Source organism: Polynucleobacter sp. MG-6-Vaara-E2 (genome assembly GCF_018687695.1).
Lineage (GTDB): Bacteria > Pseudomonadota > Gammaproteobacteria > Burkholderiales > Burkholderiaceae > Polynucleobacter.
In genome coordinates this window covers 988,552-1,011,804 of the sequence record NZ_CP061303.1, presented here as the reverse complement: position 1 = coordinate 1,011,804, position 23,253 = coordinate 988,552, and the positions used below count along the sequence as shown (strand labels likewise).

The following is a 23,253-nucleotide window of genomic DNA, read 5'->3' as shown; positions in this document are numbered from 1 at the left end:
TTACTGATAAATCTCGCTACCGCGTTTGCGGAATTCTGCAGACATTTCTTCCATACCTTTGGTGGCATCTGTCACTTCAGCAATCGGAATCACTTTAGAGCCTTGCTTTGGATTGCCATCAGCATCTAAGGTAGCTGCGTAGTCACGCACTTCTTGTGTGATCTTCATTGAGCAGAACTTGGGACCACACATTGAGCAGAAGTGCGCAATCTTGGCGCCTTCTGCTGGTAAGGTCGCATCGTGATACTCGCGAGCACGCTCAGGATCTAAACCAAGATTAAACTGATCTTCCCAGCGGAACTCAAAACGTGCCTTAGACAGTGCGTTATCCCGCACTTGAGCGCCAGGCAGGCCTTTTGCAAGGTCGGCACCATGAGCGGCAATCTTATAAGTGATGATGCCCTCACGCACGTCTTCTTTATCGGGAAGACCTAAATGCTCCTTCGGGGTGACATAACAGAGCATTGCTGTGCCGTACCATCCAATCTGGGCAGCACCAATACCGCTGGTGATGTGATCGTAACCAGGAGCAATGTCGGTAATCAATGGTCCAAGGGTGTAGAAAGGTGCTTCCAAGCAATGCTTGAGCTCCTCAGTCATATTCTCTTCAATGCGTTGCATTGGAACGTGCCCAGGACCTTCGATCATCACTTGAACATCATGCTTCCAGGCTTTAGCAGTGAGTTCACCTAAGGTGTGGAGTTCGCCAAACTGAGCGGCATCATTAGAGTCGGCAATGCAACCAGGGCGTAGGCCATCGCCTAAGCTGAAGGAGACGTCATAAGCCTTCATGATTTCACAAATCTCATCAAACTTGGTGTAGAGGAAGTTCTCCTTGTGATGGGCAAGACACCATTTCGCCATGATGGAGCCACCACGTGACACGATACCGGTAATACGATCAGCGGTTAGTGGCACATAACGCAGTAATACACCAGCATGAATGGTGAAATAATCCACGCCTTGTTCTGCTTGTTCAATCAAAGTGTCGCGGAACATTTCCCAGGTGAGGTCCTCTGCAATACCGCCAGTTTTATCTAAGGCTTGATAAATAGGAACGGTGCCAATAGGCACTGGCGAGTTGCGAATAATCCACTCGCGAGTCTCATGAATATGTTTACCAGTGGAAAGATCCATGATGGTGTCAGCACCCCAACGAATTGACCACACCATTTTTTCAACTTCTTCGTTAATTGAAGAGGTCACTGCAGAGTTGCCAAGATTGCCGTTAATCTTCACGCGGAAATTGCGACCAATAATCATGGGCTCAAGTTCAGGGTGATTAATGTTGGCAGGGATGATGGCGCGGCCAGCAGCAATTTCAGAGCGCACGAACTCACCAGTCACGATGTCAGGAAGATTGGCGCCGTAGCCTTTACCAGGGTGCTGCTTGAGTAATTGTTTGTATGCAGGGTCTTTGCGCAACTGCTCTAGACCCATGGATTCGCGCAGGGCGACGTATTCCATTTCTGGAGTGACGATTCCTTTGCGAGCGTAATACATTTGGCTAACGTTATGGCCAGCTTTGGCAACGCGAGGTGCACTGATGTGAGCAAAACGTAAATCTTGAGTTGCTTGATCTTTTGAGCGCGCAACACCGTACTCGGAACTTGGCCCCGCTAATTGTTCAGTGTCATTACGCTCCTTAATCCACGCATCGCGCAATCTTGGCAAACCTTTTTCAAGATTGATAACGATTTCAGGATCACTGTAGGGACCAGAGGTGTCATAAACAGGCACGGGTGGATTGGCAACCAACTCTTCACCAACTCGGGTTGGCAATTGCTCAATCATCCGAATAGGTGCTTTGATATCCGCACGAGAACCTTGCAAGTACGTTTTAGTCGAAGCGGGGTATGCAAATTTTTGACCGAAGTCGCGCTCCAAGCTTTTTAAGCTCGGAATCTCATGTTTGGTTTTTGGGTTGCCTGTACTCATGTCCATCTCCTCACTGTTTTAGATGGACGAAACCGGGTGTCGGTCTGATGTAACTCCCCACGCCAGCATTACCTGGATCGGGTTCTAGGGTCTTTCTCAGCGCCTTCAAGCTAAATCTACCTTGAAGGGCACCCCTGTTTCATCCTTAAAGAAGATTTAACCACGAAAAGGGCCTGAGTGGCATGACGCCGATCAAGTCGGCCTGGTTAAAGCTGATAACTTACTTATTCCGTCGCAAAATAAAGTCCGCGGTCACAAAAGCGGCGTCGCTGGTAAATTCATCCGCCAGGATGCGGGCAGCAGCTTCAGTAAAGGAAACCTCAATAAATCCACTGACTTCGCCATCGTGATTTGTGGGAATGAAGTTTTGAGTGAGCTCGAGGTCATAAACATAGAGTTGCTCGTCATGAAAACCGAGCCCCGGAATTGGTCGTCGCATATGAATGCGACCGACGGGTTCAATTTCTTCGGAAATTTGCAACGGTACCCCAGCTTCTTCCCATAACTCACGACGCGCGCTGATCCAGGGTGTCTCATCTGCAGTAATACCGCCAGCCGCAAGGTTGTCTAACTTGCCAGGATCAGTCGATTTATTTTCACTGCGTCTACCTAGCCAAATGGTGTTGCTCTTTGTATAGCCGTTGATATGGGTTGCCATGCTGCGGAAGCCAAATGTCCGAAACGCAGCACGCTCTAAGCGAAAGTATTTGTGTCCGTTTAGGTCAACCCAAGCAAAGTCTTCATTGCGCCATCCTGGAATGAAGCCGCCTAAACGCAAATAGTTTGCCAATTGATTTAAGCTGCTGGATAAATCTCTGGGCTTGCCAGGGTGAATCGTAAGACGATCATTGCCCGTGGAAATCAGTGGTACAGATTGCTTTTTGAGCGCTTCTTGTAAACAGGGAATAAATTCTGGATTTAAGTGACCAATTGCAGTTGATTCACTCGTGCCACGAGCAAAATAAATGGGCATGAAATCTGCTGGAGCGGGCCGCGAGGTATTCTGTAGCATCTCCTCAAGGGCGGCGATAGTGCTGGTAGATAGTGCAGTCATGAGCTGGAGTGTAAGGGAACTTGTCCCAACATGCTGTTATTTAGTTTGACTCTTAACACAAAGCTTAGAAGAATTAGCAATATGCATTGCACAATTTCACGCTCATCATTGTGCTGATAATTTAAGCAAGCTAGGTCAGTCTATACAAATCTGTGACTTACGAAAACTTTTGGGTATTTATCCACAAAGCCTGTGGATAACTCTCAATCATTTGATGGTCCCGCCGACAGGAATCGAACCTGTATCCCACGCTTAGGAGGCATGTGCACTATCCATTGTGCTACGGCGAGATGAAATTTGTTTCAAACTATGTTAGGCGACATTATGACAATACTTACCATCCACACAGCGCCCAAACTTGATTGGTAACAGCAACCATCATATCGGGGGCATAGTACGCGGAAAAAATTAATAGCAATACAAAGAATGAAAATCCATAAGCCATCCACTTCCAAATAGAAGCTTTGCTGCATTGCTGATTATGCATTCGCTACTCTGACAATAGCGCGCTCTTTCACAGGTAGATTCACTAAGAATGCAAAGACGCCTAATGCAATGGCAATTTCCCAAACGATGAGATATGAGCCCGTGTGGTCGAATAAATAACCACCCAGAAACGCTCCACAAAAACTGCCGAGTTGGTGTGAGAAGAACACCAAACCTGAGAGCATTGTTAAATATTTCACCCCAAAGATCTGCGCAACAATGCCATTGGTTAATGGGATCGTAGAGAGCCATAAGAAGCCCATAATGGCCGCAAAAATATATGTTGTTATTGGGCTTAATGGCAGCAGTAAAAACCCAGCGATGGCGATAGAGCGACCAATATAAATAGTTGACAAAAGGTAGCGTTTAGGAAAACGTTGACCCAAAATTCCAGCACTATAGGTACCAAAGATATTAAAGAGTCCGATTAAGGCAAGGGCAGTTGTGGCTACTGCTGGTGCACCTACTGCCGGGTAAATCGAGGACATGTCTTTCAGGTAGGGCGCTAAATGCACTGCAATAAAGACAACCTGAAAGCCACAAACAAAATAACCCAAGGTCAATAATCGAAAACTAGGATTACTGATTGCTTCTTTTAAAGCTTCCTTGATCGTCTGATCACCCAAGGTATGGTGATGAACAAAATTCTTCTCACGTAACATAAAAGCTGTTGGAATCATGAGGCTAGCCATCAACCCTAATAACAGAAGTGCATCCTGTGCCCCAAACGCACTTAACAAACCTTGCTCTGCTGGAATCATTAAGAATTGTCCAAAAGAACCGGCAGCTGCAGCAATGCCCATTGCCCATACGCGTTTATCAGCCGGAACGTTGCGACCTAAGATGCCGTAGACTACGCTATAGGTGGTGGCGGTTTGCGCAAGACCAATGAGTAAGCCACCGGCAAGCGTAAAGTTAATAGCATCTGTAGAAATTGCCATACCTGCCAAACCGAGCGCATACAGTGCGCCACCGGCAATCATGATTTTGAACGCGCCATAGCGATCGGCTAGGGCGCCGGTAATCGGCTGAACAGCACCCCAAATGAGATTTTGCAATGCAATGGTTAAGGCGAAAGTTTCGCGACCCCACCCATTAGCCATCGTGATGGGTAAATTAAACAAACCAAAGCCATGACGAATACCCATAGAAAGGGTCACCATCAAGCCCCCAAAAATCAGCACCTGTTTCATGGTTAACGAAGCTTTAGCGGTGTTCATTAAATAATTCCCTTTTGTCTAAGCTCGTCAATGGCCTTGCTATCTAAATGAAGGCGTTCATTCAAGATCTCATTGGTATGTTGCCCAAGAGTGGGTGGAGCCATGCGCACCTCAGTAGGCGTCTTGGATAATTTCATTGGGCTGGCTACCAGTTTCATATTTCCGACAGTTGGATGCTGCACATGAATTTGGGTGTTTCTCGCTGTGACCTGTTCATTTTCAAAGACTTCTTTGAAGTTATTAATAGGGCCACAAGGAACATTGGCTTGCTCCAGTAGTGCAATCCACTCGCCCTTTGATTTTTTCCGTGTCATTACTTCTAGCAAAGGAATTAAAGCCTTGCGATGTTGAACACGCAATGGATTAGTCAAGAACCGAGGATCATCTGCTAGATAGGCCTCACCGCCAGCAGTAACAAAATGGCGGTACTGACCATCATTACCGGCAGCTACGATCATCCAGCCATCTGATGTTGGAAAGGTTTGATATGGAACGATGATGGGGGATGCGTTACCCCAGCGACGCGGTATTTCACCAGAGGTGAGGTAGGCGCTCGATACATTGGCCATGACAGCAATTTGAGTATCGAGCAAGGACATATCAATATATTGACCTTCACCTGTGTGGTCGCGATGGACGATTGCGGCGAGGATGGCGGTAGAGGCATACATGCCAGTAAAGATGTCGGCAATTGCTACTCCTGACTTTTGCGGGCTGGCACCTTCAAAATCATCAGCCTCACCAGTAACACTCATAAAGCCACCCATACCTTGAATAATGAAGTCATATCCAGGGCGATGTGCATAAGGACCGGTTTGACCAAATCCAGTGATAGAGCAGTAGACCAAATCCGGTTTGATCTTTTTGAGGCTTTCGTAGTCAAGTCCATATTTAGCAAGATCACCAACTTTGTAGTTCTCAATCACCACATCGGACTCCGCAGCTAGCTGTCGAATGATGTCCTGACCTTCGGGCTTGCTGATATCGACAGTAATAGAGCGCTTATTGCGATTAATGCAAATAAAGTAGGCAGACTCGTCTGTTTCTTGACCGCAGGGGTCTTTTGCAAATGGAGGGCCCCAATGACGGGTGTCATCCCCAGCACCTGGGCGCTCCACTTTAATGACGTCAGCACCCAGATCCGCAAGATTTTGAGCGCACCAAGGTCCCGCAAGCACCCGGCTAAGGTCTAAAACACGAATATGACTTAAAGCTCCCATTGCCCAATTTTGGCATGGATGATAGGGGATTTCTGGAAAAGTTCCGACTTGAGCTCAGACATGACTACAATTTGCGCGCATGGCTACCCGTAAAACTTCCGAATATAGCGAATCGTCGATTCAGGTCCTAAAGGGACTAGAACCAGTCCGTCAGCGGCCTGGAATGTACACCCGAACTGATAACCCCTTGCACATCATTCAAGAGGTCTTAGATAACGCTTCAGACGAAGCTTTGGGCGGGTTTGGCAAGCAAATTGTTGTCACCATGCATACCGACGGTAGCGTTAGCGTTGAAGATGATGGTCGCGGCATTCCCGTTGGAATGCATCCTACTGAAAAATTACCCGTAGTTGAAATCGTCTTTACACAACTTCATGCTGGTGGCAAATTTGAAAAGGGCACTGGTGGTGCCTACGCATTCTCCGGTGGATTACATGGTGTTGGTGTTTCTGTTACGAACGCGCTATCCAAACGCTTAGAGGTTACTGTATGGCGTGATGGTCAAGTTTCCACATTGACCTTTGCTGATGGCAAAGTGATTGAGAAACTCAAATCTAAGCCCTCTGTAAAAGACGATAAGTCCCATGGCACGCGTGTTCGTGCATGGCCGGATGGTAAGTACTTTGATAGCTCTGCTATTCCCATGGCTGACCTCATTCGTCTGCTTAGATCTAAAGCAGTTTTGTTGCCGGGTGTCAAAGTAACCCTGATTCAAGAAAAATCTGGCGATACGCAAACTTGGCAATATGCGCAAGGTTTGCGTGGCTACCTGAATGAGGCCATCGCCCAGGCAGGACATGGCCCTGAGGTAATTCCGCCGTTTGAAGGTGAGCAATATGCTACTGGTACCGGAGAAGATGATTCTTTCGCTGAAGGCGAGGGTGCAGCTTGGGTCGTTAGCTGGACTGAAGATGGTGCGCCAGTACGCGAGAGTTATGTGAATTTGATTCCCACTCCAGCTGGCGGAACGCATGAAAGTGGTTTGCGTGAGGGCCTCTTTAATGCTGTTAAAGGTTTTATTGAAATGCATGCATTGCAACCCAAAGGCGTGAAATTAATGCCTGAAGACGTTTTTGCACGCGCCTCATTTATTTTGTCTGCCAAAGTGTTGGATCCACAATTCCAAGGGCAAATTAAAGAACGCTTGAACTCACGTGATGCAGTGCGTCTAGTTTCTGGATACGCAAAATCTGCATTAGAACTTTGGCTTAACCAACACGTTGACTATGGACGCAAGCTTGCGGATCTTGTAATCAAGCAAGCGCAAGCACGCACCCGTGCGGGTCAAAAAGTAGAGAAGAAAAAATCCTCTGGCGTTGCCGTTCTTCCCGGAAAGCTCACGGATTGTGAGAGCGAGGATATCGCTCAGAATGAAATCTTCTTGGTTGAGGGTGATTCTGCTGGTGGCTCAGCCAAAATGGGTCGTAATAAGGAATATCAAGCCATTCTGCCTTTGCGCGGTAAGGTTTTAAATACCTGGGAAGCTGAGCGCGATCGCTTATTTGCCAATAATGAGGTCCACGATATTGCTGTAGCGATAGGAGTAGATCCTCATGGTCCAAATGATGATCCAGATTTATCTAATCTGCGTTATGGCAAGGTATGCATTCTTTCAGATGCGGACGTCGATGGTGCGCATATTCAGGTATTGCTCCTGACATTGTTTTATAAGCATTTCCCTAAATTGATTGAGTTAGGTCATGTACATATTTCAAGACCTCCGCTGTTTAGGGTTGATGCCCCAGCCCGTGGCAAAAAACCCGCACAGAAAATTTATGCGCTAGATGCTAGCGAGCTTCAAGCAATTGAAGATAAGTTGCGTAAAGATGGCGTCAAGGATTCTGCATGGCAGATCTCCCGCTTTAAAGGTTTGGGTGAGATGAGCGCTGAACAGCTGTGGGATACCACTCTCAATCCCGATACACGTCGTTTACTACCCGTAACGCTTGGTTCGTGGACTGAAGATGAAACCTTTAAAACGATGGATATGTTGATGGGTAAATCGGAGTCTGGTGCGCGCCGTGATTGGCTTGAAGAACGCGGCAATGAAGTTGAGGCGGATATTTAATGGCAACGAAAAAGACACCAGGTAAAAAGCCGGCAGTAGAGCAGGCGGATTTGTTTTCTTCTCCGGTGGAAGAAATGGAGATTGTTGAGGTTGCTGAAACAGCCGTCGCTAAAGCTAGCGCATCAAACACACCAAATGGCCCCAAAGATCCACATGATCCTAAGACCATGGATTTAAATGAAGACAATAAAGATAGCCTAACGCTTGCAGTGTATGCAGAGCGAGCCTATTTAGATTACGCCATTAGCGTCGTTAAAGGACGTGCCTTACCTGAAGTGGCCGATGGTCAGAAGCCAGTACAGCGTCGTATTTTGTTCTCCATGAATGAGATGGGCTTGCGTGCTGATGCCAAGCCTGTAAAGAGTGCGCGTGTTGTGGGCGATGTCTTGGGTAAATTTCATCCGCATGGCGACCAATCTGCTTATGATGCGCTAGTGCGTTTGGCACAAAGCTTTTCATTACGTTACCCACTAATTGATGGCCAAGGTAACTTTGGCTCTCGCGATGGTGATGGTGCAGCAGCGATGCGATATACCGAAGCGCGTTTAACCAAAATCGCAGGCTTGTTGCTCAGTGAAATTGATGAAGGAACGGTTGATTTCGCGCCAAACTATGATGGCTCTTTCCAAGAGCCTAAGTTATTGCCTGCACGCTTACCCTTTGTATTGCTCAATGGTGCATCCGGTATTGCGGTAGGTATGGCAACCGAGATTCCATCGCACAATTTGCGTGAAGTCGGTAACGCTGCCATTGCTTTGATGAAATCACCAAAGCTTTCTACTGCGGATTTGCTCGAAATCATGCCGGGCCCTGATTATCCTGGTGGTGGACAGATTATTTCCTCTGCAGCAGAAATTGCACAAATCTACGAAACCGGACGCGGTAGTGTCAAAGTACGTGCCCGCTGGTCTGTAGAAGAATTGGCTCGTGGTCAATGGCAGGTTGTTGTGAATGAATTGCCACCATCCGCTTCATCTCAACGGGTCTTGCAAGAGATTGAGGAGATTACCAACCCTAAGGTGAGGGTTGGCAAGAAGACCCTCACTCCAGAGCAGAACAATCTCAAGTCAACGATTTTGAATGTGCTCGATGGTGTTCGTGACGAATCCAGTAAGGATGCTGCAGTGCGATTGGTATTCGAGCCCAAGAGCAAGAACATTGATGTCAACGAGTTTGTAAACCTCTTGTTGGCGCACACCTCGCTTGAGTCCAACGCACCAATGAACTTGGTGATGATTGGTAATGATGGTCGACCACGTCAAAAAGGTCTTAAAGAAATTATCTCTGAGTGGATTGAGTTCCGAGTAACAACGGTTACGCGTCGTACCCAATACCGCCTGGGTAAAGTTAAAGATCGTATGCATATTTTGGAAGGGCGCTTAATCGTTCTTCTCAATATTGATAAGGTCATTAAGATTATTCGCAATAGCGACGAGCCAAAAACAGACCTCATCAAAGAATTCAAACTGACCGATCGCCAGGCCGAAGATATTCTGGATATTCGCTTGCGCCAATTAGCACGTTTGGAAGGCATCAAGATTGAGCAAGAGCTCAAAGAGCTGAAGTCTGAACGCGATGACTTAGAAGGCTTGTTGCAAAGCGATACCGTACTGCGTAAACGCATTATTAAAGAAATTGAAGCTGATGTGAAAGATTTTGGTGATGATCGTCGCACCTTAATACAAGAAGATAAGCGCGCTATTGCAGAAACTAAAGTCATTGATGAACCGGTAACGGTTATCGTCTCTCAAAAAGGCTGGGTACGTGTACGTCAAGGTCATGAGCATGATGCAACCCAATTTAGCTTTAAGGCGGGTGATGCTCTCTATGCTACCTTTGAGGTGCGTACTGTAGATGTCATACAGGGTTTTGGTAGTGACGGTCGAGTCTATACCGTCCCGGTAAGTGAGTTGCCCGGCGCTCGTGGTGATGGTTCACCATTAACCAGTTTTGTGAACTTGGCCGCAGGCTCGCAAATGGTTGCTTATTACGCCGGCCAGTCGGATGATTTGGTGTTGCTCTCTACTAAAGCTGGTTATGGTTTCTTGGCCAATGTTGCTGATATGAGTACTCGCAATAAAGCCGGTAAATCGTTTATTACAGTAGATGCCAAAGTGCCTGGCGATGCTCCTTTAGGCGCAACCAAGGTTCAAGTCGGTATGAAGCAGGTTGCTTGCTTATCTCAGGCTTCTAAGTTGTTGGTTTTCCCATTAGATGAGCTAAAACGCTTGCCAACCGGCGGTAAGGGTATGATCTTGATGGGCTTAGACGATAAAGAATTTATGGCTTCTGCCATTGCAGTAGGTCCCAATGGCGCCACCTATTCTGGTGCAGGTCGTGCAGGCAAACCTACTGAGCTCAGTCTCGATGCAAAAACCTTGAAGTCATTTGTGGGCAATCGTGCACGCAAAGGTCACTTTGTTGAGCCACGCCTCAAAGACGGAAAGCTCACCGCAAATTAGTTCTGCTGAAAAAAGTTATTTAAACTTTTTTTGGAACAGAGATACCGTACTTCACAGCAATCACTTCTGCCAGAATCGATATAGCGATCTCTGGTGGGGTGAGAGCGCCGATATTCAGGCCCACTGGGCCATGTAATCTTTCCACCTCTTCTTTGCTGACATCAAACTCTAACAAACGTTCTTTGCGTTTCTGAGTATTTTTGCGACTACCTAAGGCGCCGACGTAAAAAGCTGGGGACTTGAGAGCCTCCATCAACGCCATATCATCCAGCTTAGGATCATGAGTTAAGGCAACAACAGCGGTATGGGGGTCAACTCCAATCTCTAGAAGGACATCATCTGGCATACCTTTAATGAAGCTCACATCATGACGATTGAGACCCTCGGCATATTCTTCACGTGGGTCAATGACGATCACCTCAAAGTCAGATGCTAGGGCAAAGTCTGCTGTATATAAAGAGAGTTGCCCAGCGCCAATAATGACCATGCGCCAGCGTGGGCCGTAAGTCGTGCACATTTCTGTATCAGTGCAAGTAAATTCATCATTACGATTGCCTGATGCTAATGTCGATGTGCCGTTCGCAATATTGACAGTGCGTCTAGTTATTTGATGTGATGAGATCGCCTCTAGAAGTTTTTCTAGAACGACTAATTGAGGTTTAGGCTCAACAAGCAGACGAAGCGTTCCGCCGCAGGGAAGACCAAATCTCGCCGCTTCCTCTTGACTCACTCCATAGACAACCATTTCAGGAGTATTGCGTGTGAGGATTTCTGTTTGGACGCGGCTAATTAAATCATCTTCTACACAACCACCAGAAACAGAGCCGGCAACTTGACCGTCTTGTCGAATGGCTAGCCAAGAGCCTACGGGACGTGGTGCGGAGCCCCAAGTTTGAACAACAGTAGCAATAGCAACAGGGTGACCCGTTTTTAGCCAGCTGACTGCAGATTTGAGAACGCTTAAATCGGTACTATTCATGCAATGTCTTTTTATGTTTTATTTTCAGATTCTTATTTATTATCACTCTAATGAGTTCAACCCGTAAATCTTCCCCAATGAACGCTAAGCTCAGTCTAGCTATTGTGTTATTGGCCGCTGGCGAGGGTAGTCGTATGGGATCCATTCCAAAAGCCTTGTTGTTGAAAGAAGGCAAAAGCCTTCTAAAGCGTTTTTGTGAGGTGGTAAAACAGCTTGAGCAGCTTGAGCCAGTGGAGTTTGTCGTGATTACAGGCTTTCATGCAAAAGAGATTGAAGCGGAGTTGGCAAGAATTAGTAAAGAGATCAATCTCGCCGTCACCATTCAACATAACCCCAATGCCCAGCATGGCCAAGCATCATCGGTACGCCTTGCTTTGGAAGGCTTGCAGTCTCAGTTTGATGTGCTTGCAATATGTCTTAGTGATCAGCCCAACATTGGACTTGAGGAGATGGTATTGTTGCTTGAGCAATTTTCAAATCGTCAGGGCGATCAAGAGATCGTCATGCCTCAAGTGAATGGGCAGCGCGGCAACCCCGTACTGTTTTCGAGAAAAGTAGTAAAGGCTATTTTGTCAACGCCGGGAATGGTTTGCCGACCTTATATGGATCAACATCCTGAACTAATTCAAATCTATGAAATGAATAACCCAGCTTATGTTCTGGATGTTGACACTGAGGCAGACATCCAGAAACTCGGAATCACACGCGCTTAGATCTCAGCGATTAATTCAATTTCAACGCAAGCACCCAGAGGGATTTGGGCTACACCAAAGGCGCTGCGAGCGTGTTTACCAGCATCACCAAACACTTCAAACAATAACTCTGAGCAGCCATTCACAACAAGATGTTGCTCTGTGTATTCGCTGGTGGAGTTCACTAGGCCCATGACTTTGACAATGCGCTTCACTTTGTCAAGAGAGCCTAGGTGATTTTGTAGTGTGGAAATCAAATCAATAGCGATAGAACGAGCAGCAGCTTTACCTGTTTCGGTATCCATATCTTTACCCAGTTTACCAACCCAAGGTTTACCATCGCGCTTAGCAATATGGCCAGACAAAAAGACGGTATTACCAGTCGTTGCTGCCATTACGTAAGCCGCAGCGGGAGGTCCGGGAGGTGGTAAATCAATGCCAAGAGTTTTAAGGCGCTCGCTAATGTTGCTCATAATGATTTTTCAGTCTAAGTGTTTGAGGTGATTAGTGGAATCTTACTGGCAAATTACTTTGAAAGTTGACGCATAGCGCTCTCAAGGCCACTTAGGGTGACCGGGTACATGCGATCCTTCATCAGGTTTTTTATGATGTCGATCGATTGTCGATACTCCCAAATAGATTCCGGTTCTGGATTAAGCCAGGCAAAATGGGGGAAGTGATCTAACAGACGATTAATCCAAACTGCGCCAGCTTCTTTGTTGTTATATTCGACAGAACCATTGGGGCTGAGAATTTCGTAGGGAGACATGGTGGCGTCCCCAACAAAGATGAGTTTGTAATCAGGGCCATATTTGTTGATGATGTCTTGAGTAGAGCTCACTTGATCTCTGCGTCGACGATTGCTTTGCCACAGGTTTTCATAAACACAGTTATGAAAATAGTAATACTCAAGATGCTTGAACTCTGCTTTTGCGGCAGAGAATAATTCCCCGATTTGTTTTATGTGGTCATCCATGGATCCGCCAACATCCATCAAGAGCAACACCTTAACTTGATTATGACGTTCAGGACGCATTTGTATATCGAGCATTCCCGCGTTAGCGGCCGTAGAGTGTATGGTCTTATCTAGGTCTAGCTCGAGCACCGATCCCTCGCGAGCAAAGCGGCGCAAACGACGCAACGCAACCTTAATATTGCGCGTACCTAAGGCAAGGTCGCTGTCGTAATCTTTGAATTCTCGAGCTTCCCAAACTTTGATAGCAGTTCGGTTGCCGGCGCTTTCGCCGCCAATGCGAATACCCTCTGGGTGATAGCCGCTGTGGCCAAAAGGTGAGGAGCCGCCAGCCCCAATCCATTTATTGCCACCGCCATGCCATTCCTTTTGTTCTTTGAGTAGCTCCTCTAACCGTTTCTTGAGTGCTTCGGGGCCGCCTAATTTCTGCAGAGCTGCCTTTTCCTCATCCGTTAAGACGCGTTGCAATTTTTTCTCCAACCAATCCATAGGAATATCGGGAGAGAGGGCGATGATTTGCTCAACACCTTTGAAGTAGCTGCCAAATACTTGATCAAATCGATCAAAGTGTTGCTCATCTTTGACTAAAGTCATGCGTGAGAGTTGATAAAACTCATCGATCGACGGGTTAATAACGCCTGACTTGAGAGCCTCTAGGAGGGTTAAAAACTCTCTCACTGAAACAGGCACTTTGGCCTCTTTCAAGTTGAGGAAGAATTGAATCAACATCAGCTTGCCCTGAGATGATTTAGCGGTGGTTACGATTCATCATTACTAGACGCTCAAATAAATGAATATCTTGTTCATTTTTTAAGAGCGCACCATGTAATGGCGGCACCACGATCTTGTCATCTTGGCTGTATAGCGCCTCCGGAGGGATGTCTTCTGCTAATAAGAGCTTTAGCCAGTCGATTAATTCGGATGTGGAGGGCTTCTTCTTTAAGCCTGGTAATGCGCGTATCTGGTAGAAAGCCTTCAAGGCAGATTCCAATAGATCCTGCTTGATGTTGGGGTGATGCACATCCACGATACTTTGCATTGTTTGCGCATCGGGGAAGGTGATGTAATGAAAGAAACAACGACGCAAAAAGGCATCGGGTAATTCTTTTTCATTATTCGAGGTGATGATGACTAAAGGGCGATGCTTTGCCTTAATCAATTCACGAGTTTCATAAACATAAAATTCCATGCGATCAATTTCACGCAAGAGATCATTCGGAAATTCAATATCGGCTTTATCGATTTCATCAATGAGTAGGACCGTAGGTTCATCTGCTTCAAAAGCTTGCCAGAGAACACCTTTGACAATGTAGTTGCGAATGTCTTTGACTTTTTCATCGCCTAGTTGAGAGTCTCGTAAACGACTGACCGCATCGTATTCGTATAAGCCTTGTTGGGCTTTGGTGGTGGACTTGATATGCCATTGCAACAGGGGCATCTTTAGGGCTGCCGCAACTTCTTCAGCCAACATTGTTTTCCCTGTACCAGGTTCACCTTTGATTAATAGGGGTCGCTGCAGTGCCATGGCTGCATTCACTGCTAATTTCAGGTCATCCGTTGCTACATAGCTTTGGCTACCCTCGAAACGGTTAGTAGATTGGGGTGATGGCTTGGTCATTGGCAGGCATTCAAAATGTCATTTATTGGACGTTCAAGTATAGGTAAATGGAGCCAATTTTTCAGTATTTCTACTGATTTTGATGTTCGGGACTGCTAAACAATGGTTAGGAGGGCGTCTGTCCGCTATACTCTCCCAAATTGATTTAAATCAAACTCATTAATACTGATTTCTATGAAAAAACTCTCAATTCTTTCCCGCTTGCTTATCTGTGCTGGCTTGGTTTTTGCTGGGTTCTCAGCTCAGGCTGACGAAGTGAAGGGCAGTGCTGCAGCTGGTAATGCCAAGGTTTGGCTTTGCGTTGGATGCCACTCTATTCCTGACTATCGTGCTGACTATCCATTAGTCTACAGAGTGCCGATGTTAGGTGGTCAAAATGCTGCTTACATCGCAACTGCTTTGTCTGAGTACAAAAAGGGCGAGAGAAAGCACCCAACGATGCGTTCTATTGCTAAGAGCCTCTCTGATCAAGATATGGCTGATATCGGCGAATATTATGCTGCGCAAACTGCCAGCTCACCTAACAACCCATTGAAGTGATAGAGGCACGTTTATGAAATTTGCACTAGTTACCGCAGTTTTGCTTTCCAGTATTGGTTTGATCAACGTTGCTAATGCCGCCAGCGTCGATAAAGGTCAGGCGTTGGTTGAGAAAGCCAATTGTGCTTCTTGCCATGGCGCTGGTTTAAATGCACCAATCTTGCCGGCTTATCCTAAATTGGCTGGTCAATATCCTGATTACCTTTTTTACGCTTTGAAAGCGTACAAGGTTGGCAATGGCAATGCTCAATATGGTCGCAATAACGCGATCATGGGATCCCAAGTACAGGTATTCTCAGAGGCTGATTTGCAGGACATCGCTGCATACATTGCATCTCTGCCAGGAAACTTCGTTATCAAGAAGTAATATTTGACTCCGTTGCACCTAAAATAAAGGCTTAGAATAAACTTCTAAGCCTTTATTTTTATTGAAAAAATCCCTTATCTGAGCGCTTCAAGACCTCTGGCTAAGTGTTTTCGCATGGCACTTTCTGCTCCTGCCTGATCTCGCTTGAGTAGGGCATTGAGAATGGCTCGATGCTCAATCAAGGAGTTCTGTAGTCGTCCAGTGCTCGTTAAGGAATCACGGCGATGGAGCTTGAGAACTTTGCGTAGGTCTGCGATAACACCATTCATCCAGCGATTTCCAGCGATTTTTTGGATTAATTCATGAAATTTGCCATTAATCTCAAAGAATTGCTCTAAATCTCTGTCGGCAGCCGCTTTTTCTAGGCGGTGATGCCAGTAATCCAATTGGTTTAACTCTTCTTCAGTGGCTTTTGCGGCAGTTTCCCTCGCTGCTTCGCCTTCGAGTAGGGAGAGGATAGTGAAAATCTGCTCTAAGTCTTTTCTGGCTACCTCTGTAACGTAGGCTCCACGCCGCATTTTGATGGTTACTAGGCCTTCAGAGGCCAATACCTTAATAGCCTCTCGCATTGGTGTGCGGCTAATGCCGAACTGCTCAGCCAAGCTTTGCTCATCAAGCCAGCTACCAGGAGCCAATTGTTTGGCAAATATCTGTTCACGAAGGCGATCTGCAACATCTTCGTATAGGGGGTGATTATTCAGTTTTGTATTCATAATTATGAATACATGATAGCTAGACAAAATACTAATAGTCAAGCAGAATTAGCAAATCTAATATGCAATGCAACAAAATTAACGGGAGTGCTTTGTGAGTTCAGAAAAGAAAGTTCCATCAAGTTCATGGCCATCATTTCCAGAAACGAATTTAGATGCCTGGAAAAAGTCAGCACAAAAGTCTGCGCCGAATGGTGATGTTGACAAACTTGGCTGGAAAACTCCAGATGGCATTCAACTCAAAGCACTTTACACATCCGCTGATACTCAAGGTCTCAATTACACAGATACATTGCCAGGCTTTGAGCCATTTGTTCGCGGACCTCAAGCAACGATGTATTCCGTTCGACCATGGACGATTCGACAATACGCTGGTTTTTCTACTGCTGAAGAATCTAATGCCTTTTATCGGAAAGCATTAGATGCGGGTGGTCAAGGTGTATCAGTTGCATTCGACTTGGCAACACATCGTGGTTATGACTCTGACCATCCACGCGTCACTGGCGACGTGGGTAAGGCTGGTGTAGCTATTGATTCTGTCGAAGATATGAAGATTTTGTTTGACGGTATCCCGCTCGATAAAGTCTCTGTATCCATGACCATGAATGGCGCCGTACTCCCGGTGTTAGCAGGCTATATCGTTGCTGGTGAAGAGCAAGGCGTCAAGCAAGAGCTCTTGTCCGGAACGATTCAGAATGACATTCTGAAAGAGTTCATGGTGCGCAATACCTATATTTACCCACCAGAGCCTTCAATGCGCATCATTGGCGACATTATTGAATACACCGCCAAGCATATGCCGAAATTTAACTCGATTTCGATTTCGGGTTATCACATGCAAGAGGCTGGTGCGAACCAAGTATTGGAATTGGCATTCACATTGGCTGATGGTAAAGAGTATGTCAAAACAGCGCTCGCAAAAGGTTTGGATGTTGATGGTTTTGCTGGAAGACTTTCGTTCTTCTTTGCTATCGGGATGAACTTCTACTTAGAGGTTGCTAAATTGCGTGCTGCTCGTTTGTTGTGGTGGCGCATCATGAAGTCATTCGAGCCAAAGAATCCAAAGTCCTTGATGTTGCGCACCCATTGTCAAACATCGGGTTGGTCATTAACAGAGCAAGATCCCTATAACAACGTCGTGAGAACGACTGTTGAGGCAATGGCGGCTGTATTTGGTGGTACACAGTCTTTGCATACCAATTCTTTAGACGAGGCAATTGCCTTGCCTTCCGAATTCTCTAGCCGTATTGCTCGAAACACTCAGTTAATTCTTCAAGAGGAAACCCATATCACCAGCGTAATCGATCCATGGGCTGGCTCTTACATGATGGAGAACCTCACTCAAGAGATGGCTGACAAGGCTTGGGAAATTATTGAAGAAGTCGATGCCATGGGTGGTATGACCAAAGCGGTTGAAAGTGGTTGGGCTAAGCTCAAGATTGAAGCAGCCGCTGCTGAAAAACAAGCCAAGATTGACTCAGGTTCAGATGTCATTGTGGGCGTGAATAAGTACAAGCTTGGCAAAGAAGATCTTGTTGATGTACTGATGATTGATAACGATAAGGTTCGCGAAGGTCAGGTCGCACGTTTGAAAGAAATCAAAGCTAAACGGGATGGCAAAAAAGTAGAGGCCGCATTAGAGGCGCTAACCAAGGCTGCTGAGGATAACTCAGGCAATTTATTGGAGTTGTCTGTAAACGCAATTCGTTTACGTGCAACGGTTGGTGAAGTATCTGATGCATTGGAAAAAGTTTACGGGCGCCATCGCGCCGATACTCAAAAGGTGACCGGAGTGTATGCAGCTGCCTATGACTCACCCGAAGGTTGGGCAAAACTACAAACAGAAATCGCTGATTTTGCAAAAGACTTTGGCCGTCGACCACGCGTGATGATTGCCAAACTTGGTCAAGATGGTCATGATCGTGGAGCCAAAGTTGTGGCTACTGCCTATGCAGACTTAGGTTTTGATGTGGACATTGGACCATTGTTCCAAACACCTGAAGAGTGTGCTCGCCAGGCGATTGAGAATGACGTACATGCCTTAGGCGTATCGACTTTAGCAGCTGGTCATAAAACATTGGTGCCAGCGATTATTGCTGAGCTGAAGAAGCAGGGCTCTGACGACATCATTGTGTTCGTAGGTGGCGTCATTCCAAGACAGGATTATGAGTTCCTATATGAAGCAGGTGTTAAAGGAATCTATGGACCAGGCACGCCAATTCCAGCTTCAGCTAAGGATGTGCTTGAGCAAATTCGTAAATCTGTAAAGCCGGTTTAATTAAAAACTGACTGATGAGCATGCTCGAAGCCGCTGATCTTGCATTAGTAAATGATCTGACCGGTGCACCATCGCTTAAACAGCGACGTGCCCTAGCTAAGGTTATTACATTGCTGGAATCAACGCGTCTAGATCATCGCAAGCGTGCTGATGAAGTACTCAATACGCTCTTACCTAAAACGGGTAAATCCTTTCGCTTGGGTATTTCTGGTGTGCCCGGCGTTGGAAAGTCCACTCTGATTGAAACCCTTGGGCTTCAGTTAATTGAAAAAGGGCATCGTGTTGCTGTTTTGGCAATCGATCCATCCTCAAGCTTATCTGGTGGCTCAATTCTGGGTGATAAAACCCGCATGGAGCGTCTATCTGTTCTCGAGAACGCATTCATTCGTCCGAGCCCATCTTCACTAACACTAGGTGGCGTTGCTGAAAAAACCCGTGAAGCAATGTTGGTCGCTGAAGCTGCTGGCTTTGACATCATCATTGTTGAAACTGTTGGCGTTGGCCAAAGTGAAATTGCGGTAGCCGGCATGACTGATATGTTTTTGCTCTTGCAGTTACCAAACGCTGGAGATGATTTGCAGGCAATCAAAAAAGGCGTGATGGAGATTGCTGATCTGATTGTGATCAATAAAGTGGATCTCGATCCGGATGCAGCCATGCGGGCGCAACTGTTTATTACAAGCTCACTGAGATTGCTTGGCTTTCAAGGAAATCCAGATCACGCTTCGCACAATGAAGATTATTGGCACCCAACGGTGATGACTTTAAGTGCGCTGGAAGGTAAAGGCGTTCCTGAATTATGGGATAAGGTAGCGCATTTCGAAAAGCTCCAGCGAGCCAATGGCAAGTTTGATTCCCGTCGCAAGCAACAGGCAGGCGCCTGGATGTGGGACCGCATTGACGCTGGACTAAAGAATGCATTTCGTAGTAACGAAGCGGTTCAATCGCTTCTACCAAGTCTAGTGGCACAAGTTAATCAAGGAACCATGGCGCCTTCAGTAGCAGCAAGACGTCTACTGGAATCCATGGGGCATGAATTTTTCTAAGGAGTCGGTAATGAAGGAAATCATTCAACAACTGGAAGCAAAGCGCGAGCTAGCACGCTTAGGCGGTGGGCAAAAGCGTATTCAGGCTCAGCATGCAAAGGGCAAGTTAACAGCCCGTGAGCGTATTGAGCTCTTGCTTGATGCTGGCACATTCGAAGAGTGGGATATGTTCGTTGAGCATCGTTGCTATGACTTTGGCATGAGTGATCAAACTGTGCCAGGCGATGGTGTGGTTACCGGTTACGGAATGATTAATGGTCGTTTGGTATTTGTGTTCTCACAGGACTTTACCGTTCTTGGTGGCTCATTATCCGAAGCTCATGCTGAAAAGATTTGCAAGATCATGGATCAAGCGCTGAAAGTGGGTGCTCCAGTCATTGGATTAAATGACTCAGGCGGTGCTCGTATTCAGGAAGGTGTCGCTTCCTTGGGTGGTTATGCCGAGATCTTCCAGCGCAATGTGACAGCCTCTGGTGTGATTCCACAGATTTCCTTAATCCTGGGGCCATCGGCTGGCGGCGCGGTGTATTCACCTGCGTTGACTGACTTCATTTTTATGGTGAAAGACAGCTCTTACATGTTTGTTACAGGCCCTGAAGTAGTCAAAACTGTGACACATGAAGATGTGACTTCTGAAGAGTTAGGTGGTGCCGTAACGCATTCGACAGTGTCAGGAGTTTGCGACTTGGCTTTTGATAATGATGTGGACGCAATCATGATGCTGCGTCGTTTCTTCAACTACTTACCACTCTCTAACCGTGAAAAACCACCGCTTATAAAGGGCGCAAATCGCACTGAAGAGCCAGATTTCTCCTTAGATACTTTGGTGCCATCTAATCCAAATCAACCTTACGATATGAAAGAGTTGATTGAGAAGATTGTGGATGATGGTGAGTTCTTTGAGCTGCAACCTGATTATGCCAAAAATATCGTGATTGGTTTTGCTCGCATTGAAGGTCGCTCAATTGGTATTGTTGCCAATCAACCACTAGTGCTAGCTGGTTGCTTAGATATCAAGGCTTCGATCAAAGCAGCGCGTTTTGTCCGCTTCTGTGATGCTTTTAATATTCCCGTGGTGACCTTAGTTGACGTACCAGGCTTTATGCCGGGAACTGCTCAAGAGTATGGCGGCATTATTAAACATGGCGCTAAGTTGCTCTATGCCTATGCCGATTGCACCGTACCAAAAGTTACCTTGATTACTCGTAAGGCCTATGGTGGTGCTTATGATGTGATGGCTTCAAAGCATTTGCGTGGCGATGTGAACTTTGCTTGGCCTTCAGCTGAGATTGCTGTCATGGGCCCTAAAGGCGCTGTAGAAATTATCTTCCGAGAAGAGAAGTCTGATCCACAGAAGATTGCAGCTCGTGAAGCGGAATACAAGGCGAAATTTGCAAATCCATTCGTGGCTGGACGTCGTGGCTATATTGATGACGTCATCCTGCCTCATGAGACTCGCAAACGTATTGCTCGTTCACTAGCCATGCTCAAAGATAAAGAGTTGAAGAATCCTGCGCGTAAACACGGCAACATTCCTCTGTAAAGGCGCCCAAACAATGACTACGAAAATGTTTAAGAAAATTTTGATTGCTAACCGCGGCGAGATTGCTTGCCGGGTCATGAAAACTGCCCAGAAGATGGGCATTAAGACTGTTGCCGTCTATTCTGAGGCGGATAAAGAGGCGCGTCACGTTCAAATGGCCGACGAAGCGATTTATATTGGACCTGCACCTTCACGTGAATCCTATCTCGTGATGGATCGCATCATTCAGGCATGTAAAGATACTGGGGCTGAAGCAGTTCACCCAGGCTATGGATTTTTATCCGAGAACGAGCAATTTGCTAAACGTTGCGAAGAAGAGGGTATTGTCTTTATTGGGCCTAAGCATCAATCCATTGCAGCAATGGGAGACAAGATCGCCTCTAAAAAGCTTGCTCTAGAAGCTAAGGTCAACACCATCCCAGGGCATAACGAAGCGATTGATACCAATGAAGAGGCGGTGAAGATTGCACAAGGCATTGGTTATCCAGTCATGATTAAGGCATCAGCGGGTGGCGGTGGTAAAGGCTTGCGGGTTGCCTTCAATGACAAAGAGGCTGCTGAAGGTTTTGCAGCTTGTAAGACCGAAGCAATGAATAGCTTTGGCGATGATCGCATCTTTATTGAGAAGTTCGTGGAAGGTCCTCGTCATATTGAGATTCAGGTCTTGGGCGATTCACATGGCAACGTGGTGTATTTGAATGAGCGTGATTGCTCCATTCAACGTCGTCACCAAAAAGTGATCGAAGAGGCGCCATCTCCATTTATTGATCCCGCAACCCGTAAAGCAATGGGCGAACAAGCGGTTGCCCTCGCTAAAGCGGTGAACTATCAATCAGCTGGTACGGTCGAATTTGTGGTTGGTAAGGATAAGTCTTTCTACTTCCTAGAAATGAACACCCGCCTGCAGGTTGAGCATCCAGTAACCGAGAGCATTACCGGCCTAGATTTGGTTGAGCAGATGATTCGCGTTGCAGCCGGAGAGAAACTAGCATTCAAACAGGAGGATGTGAAGCTTGATGGTTGGTCAATGGAGTGCCGCATCAATGCCGATGATCCATTCCGCAACTTCTTGCCATCTACTGGTCGTCTAGTGAAGTATCGTCCACCAGAGTCAGTTAATGGGGTGCGTGTCGATACTGGTGTTTATGAGGGCGGTGAGATTCCGATGTATTACGACTCCATGATTGCGAAATTAATCGTCCACGGTAAAGATCGTACAGAGGCAATTGAGAAAATGCGCTCGGCATTAAATGACTTTGTGATTCGCGGTATTCATTCGAATATCCCATTCCAAGCTGCTTTATTGCAACATCCTCGTTTTGTAAACGGCGATTTCACCACTGGCTTTATTGCAGAGGAGTACCCAGAAGGCTTCAAGAAAGATTCTGTGCAACCTGCAGATCCGAAGCGCCTTGCTGCCTTAGCGGCATTCATGCGTTATCGCTATCTTGAGCACATCAAGATGATTGACGGTCAATTGGCTGGTCATGAGATGGTGATAGCCAAGAAATTTGTTGTAGTGACCGGCAAAAAGACGGGCTCGATGAATGATCCATATGAAGAGCCGGTACGCATTGAACTAAAAGACGGCATTTACTCTGTTTATATTGATGATGCTGATGGCGTCAGTCGTTATGACATTGAGAGCAATTGGCGTCCAGGACAGCTTGCTTTGCATGCAACCATTAATCGCACCAGCAAGGTAACAACCCAAGTAGAGCGTAAAGGCGTTCGTTACTATCTGGTACTCGATGGCGCGCATTATGAATGTATGGTGCTCAGCCCCCTCGGAGCAGAGTTGCAACGTCGTATGCCTGTGAAGTTGCCGCCAGATACATCGAAGTTAGTCATGTCTCCAATGCCAGGCTTATTAACCAAGATCGCAGTCAAGGTTGGTGAAGCGGTTACTGCCGGTCAAAAGCTTGCCTCTATAGAAGCAATGAAAATGGAAAATACCATTTCGGCAGCTCAAGATGGCGTAGTTTCTGAGATCTGCGCTATAGAGGGTGACAGCTTGGCGGTTGATCAACTCATCATTCGTTTTGAATAAGCAGGA

At 46.5% G+C, this 23,253-nt stretch carries 19 protein-coding genes, 1 tRNA gene and 1 riboswitch; of the genes, 9 read left to right on the top strand and 11 right to left on the bottom strand.

Features of this window, described 5'->3' with window-relative positions; genetic code table 11:
• The 6 genes from thiC to ICV38_RS05275 form a co-directional block, all read right to left on the bottom strand.
• Window positions 1-1,938 (bottom strand): phosphomethylpyrimidine synthase ThiC, encoded by a 1,938-nt coding sequence (thiC, locus tag ICV38_RS05300; RefSeq protein ID WP_251368109.1) that lies wholly within the window; start codon window positions 1,936-1,938, stop codon window positions 1-3.
• Between the two features lie 37 nt (window positions 1,939-1,975).
• Window positions 1,976-2,084: riboswitch (TPP riboswitch) on the bottom strand.
• Window positions 2,085-2,158: 74 nt separating this feature from the next.
• Window positions 2,159-2,992 carry an NUDIX domain-containing protein gene (locus ICV38_RS05295; RefSeq protein WP_215378024.1) on the bottom strand — a complete coding sequence of 278 codons (834 nt, stop codon included), beginning with the start codon at window positions 2,990-2,992 and terminating at the stop codon, window positions 2,159-2,161.
• 215 nt (window positions 2,993-3,207) lie between these two features.
• Window positions 3,208-3,282: transfer RNA gene (locus ICV38_RS05290), tRNA-Arg, on the bottom strand.
• Window positions 3,283-3,326: 44 nt separating this feature from the next.
• The gene (locus tag ICV38_RS05285) at window positions 3,327-3,479 is read right to left on the bottom strand and encodes a hypothetical protein (RefSeq protein ID WP_215378022.1); all 153 of its coding nucleotides are present in this window, start codon (window positions 3,477-3,479) and stop codon (window positions 3,327-3,329) included.
• Window positions 3,472-4,698, bottom strand: a complete 1,227-nt coding sequence (locus ICV38_RS05280) for an MFS transporter (protein ID WP_215378019.1) — start codon at window positions 4,696-4,698, stop codon at window positions 3,472-3,474. The genes ICV38_RS05285 and ICV38_RS05280 overlap by 8 nt, the downstream gene beginning before the upstream one ends.
• A complete protein-coding gene (locus tag ICV38_RS05275) occupies window positions 4,698-5,918 on the bottom strand; it encodes a CaiB/BaiF CoA-transferase family protein (RefSeq protein WP_215378017.1) in 1,221 nt (406 codons plus the stop codon). Before ICV38_RS05275 ends, ICV38_RS05280 begins: the two co-directional genes overlap by 1 nt.
• A 79-nt stretch (window positions 5,919-5,997) precedes the next feature.
• On the opposite strand from ICV38_RS05275, the gene ICV38_RS05270 reads away from it, so the two are divergent.
• Together ICV38_RS05270 and parC are read left to right on the top strand one after the other, a co-directional pair.
• Window positions 5,998-7,986 carry a DNA topoisomerase IV subunit B gene (locus ICV38_RS05270; protein ID WP_215378014.1) on the top strand — a complete coding sequence of 663 codons (1,989 nt, stop codon included), beginning with the start codon at window positions 5,998-6,000 and terminating at the stop codon, window positions 7,984-7,986.
• A 167-nt stretch (window positions 7,987-8,153) separates the two neighbouring features.
• A complete protein-coding gene (parC, locus tag ICV38_RS05265) occupies window positions 8,154-10,448 on the top strand; it encodes a DNA topoisomerase IV subunit A (protein WP_215382795.1) in 2,295 nt (764 codons plus the stop codon).
• 19 nt (window positions 10,449-10,467) lie between these two features.
• Here parC and ICV38_RS05260 read toward each other — a convergent pair whose 3' ends face one another.
• Window positions 10,468-11,427 (bottom strand): XdhC family protein, encoded by a 960-nt coding sequence (locus ICV38_RS05260; RefSeq protein WP_215378012.1) that lies wholly within the window; start codon window positions 11,425-11,427, stop codon window positions 10,468-10,470.
• 50 nt (window positions 11,428-11,477) lie between these two features.
• Between ICV38_RS05260 and ICV38_RS05255 the strand changes: the two genes are divergently transcribed.
• A complete protein-coding gene (locus tag ICV38_RS05255) occupies window positions 11,478-12,140 on the top strand; it encodes an NTP transferase domain-containing protein (RefSeq protein ID WP_215378009.1) in 663 nt (220 codons plus the stop codon).
• Here ICV38_RS05255 and ICV38_RS05250 read toward each other — a convergent pair.
• The 3 genes from ICV38_RS05250 to ICV38_RS05240 are packed head-to-tail and all read right to left on the bottom strand — an operon-like array spanning window position 12,137 to window position 14,710.
• The gene (locus ICV38_RS05250) at window positions 12,137-12,592 is read right to left on the bottom strand and encodes a RidA family protein (protein ID WP_215378006.1); all 456 of its coding nucleotides are present in this window, start codon (window positions 12,590-12,592) and stop codon (window positions 12,137-12,139) included. The genes ICV38_RS05255 and ICV38_RS05250 overlap by 4 nt on opposite strands.
• Window positions 12,593-12,645: 53 nt before the next feature.
• Window positions 12,646-13,821, bottom strand: a complete 1,176-nt coding sequence (locus ICV38_RS05245; RefSeq protein ID WP_215378003.1) for a VWA domain-containing protein — start codon at window positions 13,819-13,821, stop codon at window positions 12,646-12,648.
• Window positions 13,822-13,840: 19 nt separating this feature from the next.
• Window positions 13,841-14,710 (bottom strand): MoxR family ATPase, encoded by an 870-nt coding sequence (locus ICV38_RS05240; RefSeq protein ID WP_215378000.1) that lies wholly within the window; start codon window positions 14,708-14,710, stop codon window positions 13,841-13,843.
• A gap of 174 nt (window positions 14,711-14,884) precedes the next feature.
• On the opposite strand from ICV38_RS05240, the gene ICV38_RS05235 reads away from it, so the two are divergent.
• Both ICV38_RS05235 and ICV38_RS05230 read left to right on the top strand, forming a co-directional pair.
• Window positions 14,885-15,250: a cytochrome c gene (locus ICV38_RS05235; RefSeq protein WP_251368108.1), complete on the top strand. Its 366-nt coding sequence runs from the start codon at window positions 14,885-14,887 to the stop codon at window positions 15,248-15,250.
• Between the two features lie 13 nt (window positions 15,251-15,263).
• Window positions 15,264-15,617, top strand: a complete 354-nt coding sequence (locus tag ICV38_RS05230; RefSeq protein ID WP_215377997.1) for a cytochrome c — start codon at window positions 15,264-15,266, stop codon at window positions 15,615-15,617.
• A 74-nt stretch (window positions 15,618-15,691) separates the two neighbouring features.
• Here ICV38_RS05230 and ICV38_RS05225 read toward each other — a convergent pair whose 3' ends face one another.
• On the bottom strand, window positions 15,692-16,330 hold the full coding sequence (locus ICV38_RS05225; RefSeq protein WP_215377994.1) for a GntR family transcriptional regulator: 639 nt from the start codon (window positions 16,328-16,330) through the stop codon (window positions 15,692-15,694).
• 94 nt (window positions 16,331-16,424) lie between these two features.
• On the opposite strand from ICV38_RS05225, the gene scpA reads away from it, so the two are divergent.
• From scpA to accC, 4 genes are read left to right on the top strand one after another with little or no spacing between them, the layout of a single operon-like run.
• Window positions 16,425-18,608, top strand: a complete 2,184-nt coding sequence (gene scpA / locus ICV38_RS05220) for a methylmalonyl-CoA mutase (RefSeq protein WP_215377991.1) — start codon at window positions 16,425-16,427, stop codon at window positions 18,606-18,608.
• A 20-nt stretch (window positions 18,609-18,628) separates the two neighbouring features.
• Entirely contained in the window at window positions 18,629-19,654 is a 1,026-nt protein-coding gene (gene meaB, locus ICV38_RS05215; RefSeq protein WP_215382791.1) for a methylmalonyl Co-A mutase-associated GTPase MeaB, read from the top strand.
• Window positions 19,655-19,664: 10 nt separating this feature from the next.
• Window positions 19,665-21,197, top strand: a complete 1,533-nt coding sequence (locus ICV38_RS05210) for an acyl-CoA carboxylase subunit beta (RefSeq protein ID WP_215382651.1) — start codon at window positions 19,665-19,667, stop codon at window positions 21,195-21,197.
• A 25-nt stretch (window positions 21,198-21,222) separates the two neighbouring features.
• Window positions 21,223-23,247 carry an acetyl-CoA carboxylase biotin carboxylase subunit gene (gene accC / locus ICV38_RS05205; RefSeq protein WP_215382789.1) on the top strand — a complete coding sequence of 675 codons (2,025 nt, stop codon included), beginning with the start codon at window positions 21,223-21,225 and terminating at the stop codon, window positions 23,245-23,247.
• Window positions 23,248-23,253: the final 6 nt, after the last annotated feature.